Source organism: Bradyrhizobium guangxiense (assembly GCF_004114915.1).
GTDB classification, from domain to species: Bacteria; Pseudomonadota; Alphaproteobacteria; order Rhizobiales; family Xanthobacteraceae; genus Bradyrhizobium; species Bradyrhizobium guangxiense.
On the sequence record NZ_CP022220.1, the window covers coordinates 647,563 to 660,256 of the forward strand.

Genomic DNA, 12,694 nt, shown 5'->3' on the forward strand with positions numbered 1-12,694 from the left:
ATGCCTGTTGCGAGTGACTGTCGAGTTACGAAGAACTCATGACCGCACATGGACGCATGGAGCACGCAGAGCATGCTTTGCTGATCGCCGTGCTGGCGCTATTCCGGTATCCTGGGCGATCTCGGACAAGCTCGGTAAGAGTGCACAAACCGAAGCGATCAGCAAACCTGTGGACGCCGTCATCGACTGGGCCTTGTTCATGGCCAAGACCAGCCGCCGCACAATGGTGGAGATGGTAGCTGAGCTGGAATCTCCTGCGGCGTCTATGTCACGCGTTCGCCGAGCTTCGACAAGCCAGGCCGATCGCCAGGACGGGCACTACGTTGGGGCCGGCAGCAATCACGCCCTCCCGCTCGATGCCGTCGGGAGCGCTGACCTAAGCGATGTGAGGTTGATACTTTGTGCCTCCGTTATGAAAAGGCTTGAATCGCACCTAGCGTCACATTGTACGATCCTGGAATGAAGTCGAGACCTCTGGTGAACCAACGCCGGCTACTCCTTAGCACCTGGGATGGCATACTTGGCTGTGGAGTTCTCGTATCTGTTCTAGTGGAAACCGGATGAAACGCGCGCTTTTGACTACGGCCGCACTGCTTTTGTTGGTAGGCACTGCTTCAGCCCGCACGCAAGAGGGCCCACCGGAAGGCGCGCAGGAGCCCCCCGCCCGGGAGACTCCCTGGGACCCTGATGACCCGGGTGCGGCGTGCCGCCGGGTGCCGGTTCCTTGTTCTGAGGAAGAGAGAATTAAACATCCAGGCCGGCTGATTTGCGGCCATCAACGGCGCGGCAACTGCCGCACCTGACAAAGAGAGCCCGCCGACGACCGTGCAACTTGATCGATCGGCCGCTATTTGGACTTGTGTTAGTTACCGCCGTCCACATCGAGCCTCGACGTCAGCACACCGAGGCCTACTCACCGCGCCGCAACCTAATCTCGGCAGAGGCTACACTTATCGATGCGGAGATTCCGTTCCGGACAGCAGGGACCATAAGAGCCCGTCGATGGGGATAGTGCTCTAGGGTTGGGTGATGGCTCCGCGACAGCTGCAATGTCGCGGTCGATCTCTTGCGCAAGCGAGGCCAGTTCGCTCCTCGCAGTATCCACGATCCATTGATCGAGACCGAAAGCATCTTTGCCCCCATAACAAAGCCGTGAGCCGTCGAGCGAGCTCGCCGGCGGTGACGAACTTGCATTCCAGATGACTACTGTCCTGACTCACAAGTTCGCAATCGTAAAATCGCATTGGATTCGCTTGGTTGTGCCAGAGCTGGGTGCTGGAATAGCGACGAAGGATTTGATGTCGGTCCAGCTACTTGCGCCCCTGATATTGAGCGATGATGAGCGTGCCGCACTGACGTCACTGACGAAGCGGCGGAACACGGCGCAGGCGCTGGCTCTGAAAGCCCGGATTGTGTTGACCTGCGCGGAGGGAGGACAGAACAAGAAAGTGGCGGCCAAGCTGCGCCTGGAGCGGCGGGACGGTAGGCAAGTCGCGCCACCGTTTTTGTAGAGCAGCGCGTGGCCGGGCTTCACGACGAGCCGCGTTCCGGGGCTCCGCGCACGGTTGATGATGTCCGAATCGAAGTCGTGACCGTGCGAACGCTGGAGAACTGCCCCGCCACGCATTGGAGCTCCCGCAGCATGGCAAAGGCGAGCGGTCTGTTGGTGTCGACGGTTCAACGCATCTGGCGGGCCTTCGGGCCAGCCGCATCGGATGGAGACGTTCAAGCTCTCGACAGACCCGTACCTACTGGCCAAGGTCCGCGACGTCGTCGGCTTTACGTCTCGCCGCCGCAGCACGCCATCGTCCCGTGTGTGAGCGACAAATCCCAAATCCAGGCTCTGGACCGCAGCCAGCCGATGTGGCCGATGCGACCTGGCCAGCCGGCCCGAAGGAGCCATGACTACAAAAGGCATGGCACCACCTCGCTGGTCGCGCCCTCGATATTGCGACCGGACGGGTCATCGGCAAGTGCTACCGACTTCACCGCGCCGCCGAATTTTGCAAGCTCCTCGACGAGACCCAGCCCGCGCCGGCTCGACGTCCATCTCGTCATGGACAACTACGCCACGCACACGACCCCGCTGATCCGGCGATGGCTAGTTAAAAGGCCGCGTTGGCATGTGCACCTGACCCCGACCAGCTCGTCATGGCTCAATCAGGAGCGCTTCTTCGAGCTCCTGACCGACAAGAACATCAGGCGCAGCGTCTATCGGAGCATTGCCGCCGTCAGGGCCGACATCGCTTCATTCATCGAACGGCACAACGCCGATCCAAAACCATTTCCATGGACCAATTCAATCGAGCGCTTCTGCCGATCCAATGCTCTGGTTCAGGACACTAGACTTGCAGCAGCACCCAGTGTGGGGCTCTGCGCATTTGGCCATAACGTTAATCATGGGCATGTACTCGAAGAGCGACCAAACACAGTTCGGCCCGCCGAACGGAATCGAGGCAAGAATGTGTCGACCCACGATCACGAGGATAAGTCTGGCCAGACCGCCCAACTGCTCGCAACGGCCAGGCCACTGAATGCCGAAGTGATACTTCATTGAAAACAAGAACGCCGCGGCATTGCTTGGTCGATTTCGGACAAGTCTGTCGAATTAGCCACACATCGGTGTCGCAACGGGTGAATACATAAGCCTTCCCTTCACCAGCCACGTGACTGCCGCCGGTCAGGATCGCGGTCGCTATACGGACCTCGTTTGCGATGGCACAACTATTGCTACCCCTTTACTCTGACACTCCATCTAACAATCGAGGAAGTACATGAAAGAGGCCTTCTCCGTAAACGAGAACAAGGACGAGTGCGTGGACGAGTGCGTCGACGAGTGCGTGGACCAGTACATGGATCACGAATTCCATCTTAATGCTGCGCTGTGGGCGCGGAGCGGCACGACCTTCCTCCCAGTCTCTGACGCTTCCTTGGAATTGCCAGCAGGTGCTTATCGCTGCCGCGAAAATAGTTGCACCGTTTTTTTCGAAAAGGTGCCGACTGTAACTGACACGCTCTTGAACTTGCCGGACACCGCCGCGGAGAGGCTTTTGGTCGAGTTCGACAAGTTCTGGGCTCTGCGCGAGAAGTACGTCGAGTACGGCTTCACGCACAAGCGCGGCATGCTCCTGTGGGGCCCTCCCGGTAGTGGCAAGACCTGCGCAATCGGACAAATGACACAGGTCGTTGTCCGAGATCATAATGGCGTAGTTGTCTTTATCGATCGCCCGCAACTGGCTAGCGCGTGTGTCGGTCTGCTGCGTCGCATTGAGCCCGAGCGGCCCGTGGTCATGGTTATGGAGGATCTGGACGAGCTCGTGGAAAGATGGGGCGCTGAGCACTTTCTTGCGTTGCTCGATGGCAACGCGCAAACTGCGAACGTGCTGCACGTTGCGACCACCAACCACCCTGACCGTCTGGACAGGCGCTTTGTCGATCGCCCTTCTCGCTTTGACACCATCATGGAAGTTGGTATGTCGTCCGCCCAGCCCCGCCGCGCCTACTTCAAAGCCAAGGAGCCATCGCTTGACGATGCTACGCTCGACCGCTGGGTCGAGCAAACCAAACGCTACAATATAGCACATCTGCGAGAAGTCATCATTGGCATTAAGCTCTATGGCCAGAATGAGCGATCAGTGTTCGAAAGGTTGAATAGCATGCGTCAGAATCGCTTCGACTGCGAGAGCGAGGACAAAGAATGATGTCTTACTCCTAAGCTATGGCGACGCTGATCCTGTTTTAGGACCCGAATAGCTCGGCCGGAAGGTGGTGGCTCGGCACGCGTCATCCGGGTGTCAACTCGGGGGACGGACAATGGAGCCCTGCCGCCTGAGGCAAACGTACGCTACGCTCCATTGATCCTGACGAACCTCTGGCGGGGGTACGGTCACCCTGCGGCACGTTTCGTCGGGCCTTCCGCTGGCGCTACCGAAGCACGGACGCGTCGATCAAAACAGCGGTCTTCGAGCTTTGAATACCCGGGAAGGAGTACGTAGCTTGATCGTTCCCGTCATTAGTGTGACCGTCGCACTTCAAACATGATGCGGAGCCGAACCATGGCGGATGAGCAGCGAGCTTCTGTCCAAACTGCACGCAGGATACTCTATTTTACAAGGTCCTACTAACCCTTCAGCGTCGCCTTAACTCTTCGCGAAACGAGCAGGCGAACGCGCTGCTGCTTGCATCGGCCGTCAGCACAGCACGAACTGACGACGTCGCAAATGCCTAGTAACGAAAGGAGCCGGTCATTGCGCAACCCCGGCCAGCTCCACGGCCGGCCTTCTCCTCCGTTCCCCCCGGGGGCGAATTTGCACGGGGCAACCACCGCACGTTCGGGAGCCTCCACATACGCTCTCACCCTGACCGTCGCGCTAGGTCGTTCTCGATCCGATCATGAGAGACCGTGAGATATCGTATGGAAGAGTTCACTCCTGCGCGCCTTTTGCTTCGTGGTCTCAATCCAGGAGTGTATAACGATGCCTGCCCTGCGGGCCAGCCGAGAGGCCTCAATCAAAACCACGGCGCCAACTCGCCCTTCGCAAATGCGGCGAGCAGCTTCTCGAACCCGCGACGCGCGGTGCCACCACCAAAGCGACCGAGATCATGGTCGATCACGCTCACCTCGCTCCAGCCAAGCTGCCGCGCACCGTCACCTAAGCCTTACTGCCGGCGCGGTCCACTCGGTTGTTGATAACCTGGTCGTCCGCCGACTGACGAACGTGCACGATGGCCCGGCGAGGAGCGTGCTCAGGCGTGTTCTTGCTCACCGCTGTCCTCCTCATGTCGTTTGCGTCGGTCACCCCGTCGGTGAGCGATTCGGTAGGAAGCTCCTTCAACAGCTCCAGCGTTGCTGGCAAGTTTCAATCGGAATGCTGCTGCATCTTGGAGGGCTCTCGAACCGATCTCCCTGTGAGGTGACGCGCTCGCCACGACGACGTCCCCACAAATGGGACGAATAACCCTAAGAGGAGGATAAAACCGCGTCGACAAGAGCGCGCACCTCCAGCGACCGTCCACCGCAAGCCGCGGAGCAGGGATCAATCGGAAGGACGCGGTGGTGCACCGTCCATGCCGGCAGGAGCGTTAACATCCCATCAGGTTGCCTGATAACTAAATCGGTCTCACCCTCAAGCCGCTTGCAAGGTGACAACGACGACTAACGCTGCGCATTGCGGATGGAACGGGGAGGATCTCAATCGGGCTCCTAGACATCGGCCAACGCTGGTTGCCCCGGGGACTGGCAAGACTAACCTCGCGATCGCAATTGCCCGCAGCTGTGTCCGCGCTGGCGCCCGTGGCCGCTTCTACAAGGACGTCCACCTCCTCAACAGGCTAGGAGCCGAGGTCCGCGATGGCCGCCAAAGACGGCTCGCCGATCACCTGACCCGGTTGGACTTCGTTGTTCTCGACGAGCTCGGCAATCTGCCATTCGCCCAATCCGGTAATCAGCTCCCTGTTCCACCTCATCGGTCGCCTACGAGCGCACTCGTGCTGGTGACCACCAATCTGGTAGTCGGGAATGGCCGAGCGTCCTTGCGGACACACCAAGATGACCACCGCGCCGCTCGACCACCTGAACCTTCATTAGGATATTATCGAAAGCGGAATCGACAGTTGGCGCTTCAACAGTCGGGAAGAAGATCACGCCCGAACGCGCGCTCCCCGCGTCTCCGCAACCCCGAAATTGTGAACGTTAATCGACATTCCGACATTCCGAACTTGACGGCCACTTCTCGCCTTAGGGGGAAAACCATCGCATTCGCGTTCAAGACGCACCGCCCACCGAATCTCCCTTATTCGGCAATAGTCAGGAAGCGGACGCCGGAAGCGTACGACTCGCCCACGCTCAGCCTTTAGGGACCAGGGCCGAGAGTTAACCCCGCCGAAGATGTTCGGCGACCGCTTCATGATCAACGATGTGCGACTTCGCCCGAGCGCCTCAACTGGAAACAGCTTTCACTTGAAACTGCGCAGTAAGATGAGCGCGTCGGCAGGATTTGGCCGCCAAGATTAACTGCACTGAACATCAAGGAGCCTCCGTCAACGCACGCGTGCATCGCAATTGCAAGAGTTCCGATTAGGACGTAACGTGTACCGCGAGTGCAGGCGATTATCTCAGACTCACCAATTCCGTTGAGGTGCTTTCCGCAAAGAGTGGTCGCTTTCATTTCCTTGTGTCGTCAAGTCCTTCGAGCGCTGCAATGAGGCAGTTGATCAATGTCATTGTGGTAAATGGTTTAGCGAGAAGGCAAATACCGCCAGCTTCGATTGCGCGGGCGCGAACTGATCTCTCTGCATTGGCCGTAATGAAGATAAACGGCGTTTGACGACCGTCGTTTCGCATTTGCCGTAGCAGCTCAAGCCCGTTCATGAAAGGCATCTGGATGTCGGCGATTACACACGACGTGGCAGCCAGCACCTCCGAGCGTAGAAACTCTGGGGCGGATGCAAACACTTGAACGTCGTAGCCGCGAGAGGACAGAAGGTTGTTCGTGGCGGCACGAACGGACGGATCATCGTCAATGATCGAGATGAGATGAGGCATTATAAGCGGAAAGCCTTTAGCTGCAGCGCTATCCAACCGAGAGCCGCCGCTCGTACTCAGGTTTGCACGTTTCCATTTGAGCGGGACAGGCCCAGCAACTCAATCATTCTTATGAGATCGGCGAGCGACTTAGCGCCGACTTTGCGCATGGCTTGGCCACGGTGGACTTTGACGGTGATCTCGGCGAGGCCGAGCTCACCCGCTACTTGCTTGTTCAAGAGCCCTGACGCAACCAGCGTCAGAATATCACGCTCTCGCTGCGTCAGACCTTCAAAGCGTGAGCGCACGCCGGCTCGCATCTTCTCAAGCTCTCGCCTTTGTCGATCTCTTTCGATTGCAATCTGGACTGCGCGAAGCAAATCCCGATCGCGGAAAGGCTTTGTCAGGAAATCAACCGCCCCCCCTTTCATTGCCTGTACCGTCATTGGAACATCCGCATGACCCGTTATGAAAACAATTGGCGTATGCATATTCGCGCTAGCGAGACCGGATTGCAGCTCGAGACCGCTCAATCCAGGCAACCGAACATCGAGCACAAGGCAGCTCGGCCCCTCGGGGCGGTCCGCTTTTAATATCTCCGCGGCGGAGGCAAAGTCCTTCACTTTCAACCCCGCCGATTGGAAAAGGTTCGTAAGAGCCTTCCGTATCGAGGCATCGTCGTCGACAATCAGCACCACTGCTTCGTTGTGATCCGGCACCAATTGCGATGCTTGCAAGCGCTCGTTCACGTGCCATCCTTTCAAACAGAACCATGGCAAATCCAAAAAACCTAGATTCTCGGCCTTATAACGGCTCTGCTTGGTCCGGGATGAGGGCCGATTACTGCTCTCGCCCAAAACCTACGGACTTCCGATTATAGGCCCGCTCCGGTATACACAAGTATGACCCGGGCCCTCACTGCTTTCTTCTCGAGCTACCCCTCCGAATTCGGCAATTCAACCTGACGTAGAGAACAAAGCCGCAAACGAGCGCGACCAGCCCAGACTTCCCGCTCAGGACTTCGCCTGCCCGAAGATCACCGTGCTCCGATATTCCTGGCACACCTCGATCGACAGTACCACGTTCCAACATACCAGCAAAATCAACAACCTGAATCCTTGCCGCATGAGGTGGCAAGGTACCTTGCAGCCGCCACTTGGGTTGTACAGGTCGAGGCAACTTGTTTCAGCTGAAACGGCCTGATTGAGGCAGATAGGGCAAGCCGGCGCTCCTGCGACTACCCGCTGAGAGGCGAGCATTTACACCATCTTTGCTTGCATTGCGCATACGTCACACCTTTTGGCGTTGGATTCCGACGCGGTACTCGCAACTGGCTTACCTCCTTAATCTCGGAGTGACGAGAGTGGGGTCGTGTCCCAGGGAGTGGTGTAGCTCATTAGCAAAGCCGCTCGCGACGCGCGCTCCCCCATAGCGCTGTAGCGAGCGAGCGGCTTTGCGAGTGGTCACCGATGATTCGTCGGTAAGGTTTGGATTGCGACAGCCAACCTGACTCGAGGAACCACCGATGACCGACGACATGATGAACCTGCGCACGCTCGTAGAGAAGATCCCCGATGCTGATCTGTTGCGCGAGATGATCGGCTTTGCTGCCCACCGGCTGATGGAGCTGGAGGTCGAGGGCCTGACCGGAGCCGCGTACGGCGAGAAGAGCCAAGAGCGGCAGGGCCAGCGTAACGGCTACCGCGATCGGAGCTGGGAGACCCGCGCCGGCACCGTCGAGCTGCGCATTCCCAAGCTGCGCAAAGGCTCCTACTTCCCCGGCTTCCTGGAGCCGCGGCGGATGGCCGAGAAGGCGCTCACCGCGGTGGTGCAGGAGGCCTATGTCCACGGCGTCTCGACTCGCTCGGTCGACGACCAGATGCAGGCGAAGGGCATGAGCGGCATCTCCAAGAGCCAGGTGTCGCGGCTGTGCGGTGAGATCGACGACAAGGTGAAGGCCTTCCTCAACCGCCCGATCGAGGGCAATTGGCCCTATCTGTGGATCGACGCCACCTATGTGAAGGTGCGCCAGAACGGGCGCATCATCTCGGTCGCGGTGATCATCGCGGTCGGCGTCAACAGCGACGGAAGGCGCGAGGTGCTCGGCATGGACATCGGCCCGTCCGAGGCCGAGACGTTCTGGACCGCGTTCCTGCACAAGCTGGCGCGGCGGGGATTGCGCGGCGTCAAGCTGGTGGTCTCCGACGCCCACGAGGGGATCAAGGCGACCGTGGCCAAGGTGCTCAACGCCTCCTGGCAGCGCTGCCGCGTGGGGTCGTTGAAGAAGTGGCCCATAGATTCGCGCGATGCAGCGACCGGCCTATCATGGCCCTCGCGTCAAAGCCCGCGCTACGGCGCGATCTGAAGCCGCAAACGCATTTTGAGGGACAATCCAAGACAGAATAAGCGCAAGGAGAGCGGTTGCCAGCCGCTTGAGGTTGATGGCGGCGGCCGTCAGGTAGGCCTGGATCTTCATATTCGGTAGACCGCGCCGTACGGCGCGCGCCAGCCCATGCCAAGTTTTGGCTTCGCCGTGGAATCCCTCTGAGCGCCAGCGATGGCGTTGATAGAGATGTCGATCCTGCTTACTCCATCGCTCGCGACGGCGGCGGGCGCGCAGCAGTGCCGGATAATGGTCACCGACAACGACCGCTTTGTTAACCCGCCCTTTGGATAGGCAATCCCGCTTGAGCGGACACCGGGTGCAATCCTTCGCCTTCGCGTAAAAGAAACGGCCGTGCTTGATGGGCCGCGCGGGGCGCAAGATACGTCCTCGCGGGCACTTCAAGATGTCGTTCTTGGCATCGTACCGGAAGCGTCTGAGCGGTACGCGACTCTTGATTGGTTCGGCTTTAGCTGGGATGAGGGCATCAATGCCGCGCCGCTCGAGCGCGCCGTAGACTTTAGCGTAGGCATAGCCCGCATCGGCGGTGACGACCTTGATGTCGATGCCCGTAATCGCTTCGATCTCATCGACTTGCGGCTCGATCATCTCTCCTTCGTTCGTTTGTTCAGTCGTGACCGCGACATCCAGAATGACACCGACCTTGTCATCGACGGCAGTGTGCTGCTTGTAAGCGGGTTCCAGCCGCCGGTTTCGGGCATTCGTAGCCATTGTCGCATCGGGATCAGTCGTGCAGACCTTTTTGTACTTCCCGCTTTGCCGGCCCTTTCTCTCATCCTCGCTTTCATCTTCGCTTTGATTTTCGCTCAGCACATCCACCGCATGCTGCTCGGTGAGGCTATCCCAACTCACGTTGGCGCGGATTAGCGACGCATCGATGTGAACCACTTCGGCTGTTGCGATCTTGGCCTTCAGACAGGCCTGGACCGTGCGTTTAAAGATCCTACGGAATCGCTCTTCGCCCCAGCGCTGGCGGATGCGCGTCAGGCTGGAATGGTGCGGTAGCCGCTCATGCAGGCCATAACCAGCAAACCAGCGAATGGCGATGTTAACCTGAGCCTCTCGGATCAGCTTGCGATCGTGTACGATGCCGGTGAGCAGACCCGCGAGCATCAGGCGGACCGCGGCCTCCGGATCGACGCCCGGCCGACCGTCGTTCGCGCTATAGCGGTCGGAGACCTCTTCCCTTAGCCAAGATAGGTCGAGCACACGATCGACCCGTGCCAGCACGTGCTCATCTGGGACGAGCTGTCTGAGCGAGCCAGTGATGAAGAGCTCCAACTGATCCCGCTCCTTGCGCCCCAGCATCTCGTTTGCTCCGCCAATCGCGAATCGCCGACGAGAACGGAATCAGCCAATTGCAGCTTTTTCAACGACCCCCGCGTGCACTTCATGCGCAACGCGCTGGCGCATGCCGGCAAGAGCGGCCGGCGCGTCGTCTCCTCCTTCATCGCCACCGCCTTTGCCCAGGACCATGCCGAGGAGGCGCGGGCGCAATGGCGGCGCATCACCGACCAGCTCCGCCCCAAGCTCCCGAAGCTCGCCGCCTTCCTCGACGAGGCCGAAACCGACGTGCTCGCCTACATGAGCTTCCCAGCCGCGCATCGCGCCAAGCTGCACTCGACGGATGAGATGGACAAGCGATTTCTTCAGACCGAGACGACGACTGCGAAAATCGCTGTAAGTCCATTCTTTTGTTCGGTCGCGCGGGTCATTCTTCCGTCCCGGCCACCGATCACGCAGCCGCCGCGCGCAGGGGCGGTCAAGGCTGGCCGCATTTGCGGCTACCGCAAGGCTTGGCCATGATCCGCCCGAGCACGGCGGCTGCGTGGAACGGGACTGGCCCGGCTGGAAGTTGCCGTCAGCTGCGATTATGATTGTTGGGCGCGGGCGACCTCGTGGCGAAGCGTGACGCGTCGGCTGCAAGCGTCACCGGACTGCCCTATTTTGTCTTGCCGAACTGAGGCGCCCGCGCGCCGGTTTTTGGCCGCCGCGCTTTCCATTGCGACATGAACCGTTCGTAGCTTCGCTCCGCCTGGGCGGCAATCGACATCTCGCCATCGCGCAGCGCCTTGATGTTGCAGGTATAGGCTGGTCCACGCCGGTTGCCTTTCTGTTGCGGATGTCCGGCTTGAAGTTGCATCGCGCGGGTCTTATTGGCGACCATCGCTGGGCGGGCCCACAGGTAATCTTCGCCCCTTGTCAACAAATGCCAGCAGAGCACAGTGAGCTTCCGAGCCACGGCGACCGCGGCGATCTGGTGGCCACGCCGCGCACGGATGCGCACGAAAAACGCATGCAGTGGACCGGGCGCCTTGGCCGCTGCCCAGGCCGCCTCAACCAGTATGGCGCATGCGTGACTGCGGCCGATCTTGCTGATTCGACCGTGATGGGCGGCTCCCAGTCCCGACTGCCGCACCCTCGGGTTCAGCCCGAAATAGCTCACCAGCTTCTGCGGGCTGCTGAACCGGCTGATGTCGCCGATCGCCGCCACGATCCCGGTAGCGACTGTCACATTCACGCTGGTGATCGTCATCACTCTGTTGACCGCGGAATCGTCGATGGCGTCCTGCGCGATCTCGCGGTCGAGCAGGGCCAAGTCCTCCGCCAGCCGGTCGAGCTCACGAACGTGCCGATCGATCGCCGCGCGCTCATCGTCCGGAAACTGTTGAGCGGCCAGCCACGCCCGGCCGCGGGCATTGAAAAGATCGGCATGCGAGCACTTTGGGATCAGGTGCGCATTCAGGATCGAATGCACTTCGTTCTTGAGCCGCGTGCGATGCCGCACGACCTGGTAGCGCCGCGCCACCAGCCTGCGCTTGCGTTCGGTCTCCGCATCAGGCGTCCAGATCTGCGGCAGGGAGCCCGCCGCCTGCAGGCTGGCGAGTGTACCGGCGTCGATCTTGTCAGTCTTGACGTGCGCCTGAGCGATCGCCTTCACCTGCAACGGATTGGCGATAGTCACCCGCGCCACGAATGGCGTCAGCACCCGCGACACCGCCATGCTATTTCCAGTCGCCTCGATCACCACTTCGTCGGTCGACCGCAGACTCTTGCCCATCCTTCAAGGGCGGCCCGGGTCATGTCGACCCGGCCCGCATGTCGAAGGATGCCGTCTTTCCAGATTACCACCTCGCCGAAGGTTCGGTGAACATCGATACCAATCACGCGTCGCATCTGCGCGTCCTCCCTTCCGTTGATTATTGCGGGAGCGGCGGGCGACACGACAACTACGGACTCGCGCTCACGGCGCAACCGGGCAAGTCGCAGAGGCGGCCAGCTACTAACACGAGCTCTCGGCTCATCGTGTGTATCGGCCTGCCCGCACCTTCGTGCTCCCGGTGCCTCTGTCCCGATGGTCGCACCATACGCCACGATGTCGAACACCGCAGCGGAACGTTGGCACCGAGAACTCTCATACCGGTTACCAATCCGCTCGAACGGGTCAATGGCGAGATCAAGCGCCGCACCGAAGTGGTCGGCATCTTCCCCAATGAAGACGCCATCGACGCCTCGTCGGTGCGATCCTGCTCGACCAGAACGACGAGTGGGCGGTCCAGCGCGGCCGCTACATGACACTGGAAACCATCGCCCCGTTGGGCGATGATCCCGCCGTCAGCTTCCCGGCAATCGCCAGCGACCGATCCGGCCCATGCCGGCGAACGCGGTGACCCGCACTCAGCTACACCACGCCACGGAACACGATCTCGAATTGGTCGCAAATCATAAGAGTTTGTCGCTGATCTCGTAGCTGCAGAACTCCAAGG

At 60.0% G+C, this 12,694-nt stretch carries 7 protein-coding genes and 5 pseudogenes; 8 read left to right on the forward strand and 4 right to left on the reverse strand.

Features of this window, described 5'->3' with window-relative positions; genetic code table 11:
- Window positions 1-1,199: 1,199 nt before the first annotated feature.
- The 5 genes and pseudogenes from X268_RS37595 (at window position 1,200) to X268_RS41035 (ending at window position 5,856) form a co-directional block, all read left to right on the forward strand.
- Window positions 1,200-1,511, forward strand: a complete 312-nt coding sequence (locus X268_RS37595; protein ID WP_128929884.1) for a hypothetical protein — start codon at window positions 1,200-1,202, stop codon at window positions 1,509-1,511.
- A 131-nt stretch (window positions 1,512-1,642) separates the two neighbouring features.
- Window positions 1,643-2,557: a transposase gene (locus X268_RS37600; RefSeq protein ID WP_128929885.1), complete on the forward strand. Its 915-nt coding sequence runs from the start codon at window positions 1,643-1,645 to the stop codon at window positions 2,555-2,557.
- A 217-nt stretch (window positions 2,558-2,774) separates the two neighbouring features.
- Complete coding sequence (locus X268_RS37605; protein WP_128929886.1) at window positions 2,775-3,701, forward strand: AAA family ATPase; 927 nt, start codon at window positions 2,775-2,777, stop codon at window positions 3,699-3,701.
- A gap of 346 nt (window positions 3,702-4,047) precedes the next feature.
- Window positions 4,048-4,228, forward strand: a pseudogene (locus tag X268_RS40445) (hypothetical protein); the annotation flags it as partial.
- 914 nt (window positions 4,229-5,142) lie between these two features.
- Complete coding sequence (locus tag X268_RS41035; RefSeq protein ID WP_128929887.1) at window positions 5,143-5,856, forward strand: ATP-binding protein; 714 nt, start codon at window positions 5,143-5,145, stop codon at window positions 5,854-5,856.
- A 307-nt stretch (window positions 5,857-6,163) separates the two neighbouring features.
- On the opposite strand, the gene X268_RS37615 is transcribed toward X268_RS41035, so the two are convergent.
- On the reverse strand, window positions 6,164-6,544 hold the full coding sequence (locus X268_RS37615; protein ID WP_128929888.1) for a response regulator transcription factor: 381 nt from the start codon (window positions 6,542-6,544) through the stop codon (window positions 6,164-6,166).
- Between the two features lie 56 nt (window positions 6,545-6,600).
- On the reverse strand, window positions 6,601-7,272 hold the full coding sequence (locus tag X268_RS37620) for a response regulator transcription factor (protein WP_164934295.1): 672 nt from the start codon (window positions 7,270-7,272) through the stop codon (window positions 6,601-6,603).
- A 776-nt stretch (window positions 7,273-8,048) separates the two neighbouring features.
- On the opposite strand from X268_RS37620, the pseudogene X268_RS37625 reads away from it, so the two are divergent.
- Window positions 8,049-8,795 (forward strand): annotated as a pseudogene (locus tag X268_RS37625) (IS256 family transposase); the annotation flags it as partial.
- Window positions 8,796-8,846: 51 nt separating this feature from the next.
- Here the strand turns inward: X268_RS37625 and X268_RS37630 are convergent.
- Window positions 8,847-10,235, reverse strand: a complete 1,389-nt coding sequence (locus X268_RS37630) for a transposase (protein WP_128929889.1) — start codon at window positions 10,233-10,235, stop codon at window positions 8,847-8,849.
- A 72-nt stretch (window positions 10,236-10,307) separates the two neighbouring features.
- Between X268_RS37630 and X268_RS37635 the strand changes: the two are divergent.
- Window positions 10,308-10,557, forward strand: a pseudogene (locus X268_RS37635) (transposase); the annotation flags it as partial.
- Between the two features lie 312 nt (window positions 10,558-10,869).
- Here X268_RS37635 and X268_RS37640 read toward each other — a convergent pair.
- Window positions 10,870-12,086, reverse strand: a pseudogene (locus X268_RS37640) (IS110 family RNA-guided transposase).
- Between the two features lie 252 nt (window positions 12,087-12,338).
- On the opposite strand from X268_RS37640, the pseudogene X268_RS37645 reads away from it, so the two are divergent.
- Window positions 12,339-12,598 (forward strand): annotated as a pseudogene (locus X268_RS37645) (transposase); the annotation flags it as partial.
- Between the last annotated feature and the right edge of the window lie 96 nt (window positions 12,599-12,694).

What these genes read in the sequence shown, in the direction of transcription:
- X268_RS37615 (WP_128929888.1), bottom strand. Translation starts at nt 6,544, where the DNA reads ATGCCTCATCTCATCTCGATCATTGACGATGATCCGTCCGTTCGTGCC.
- X268_RS37630 (WP_128929889.1), bottom strand. Translation starts at nt 10,235, where the DNA reads ATGCTGGGGCGCAAGGAGCGGGATCAGTTGGAGCTCTTCATCACTGGC.
- X268_RS37595 (WP_128929884.1), top strand. Translation starts at nt 1,200, where the DNA reads ATGACTACTGTCCTGACTCACAAGTTCGCAATCGTAAAATCGCATTGG.
- X268_RS37605 (WP_128929886.1), top strand. Translation starts at nt 2,775, where the DNA reads ATGAAAGAGGCCTTCTCCGTAAACGAGAACAAGGACGAGTGCGTGGAC.
- X268_RS37600 (WP_128929885.1), top strand. Translation starts at nt 1,643, where the DNA reads ATGGCAAAGGCGAGCGGTCTGTTGGTGTCGACGGTTCAACGCATCTGG.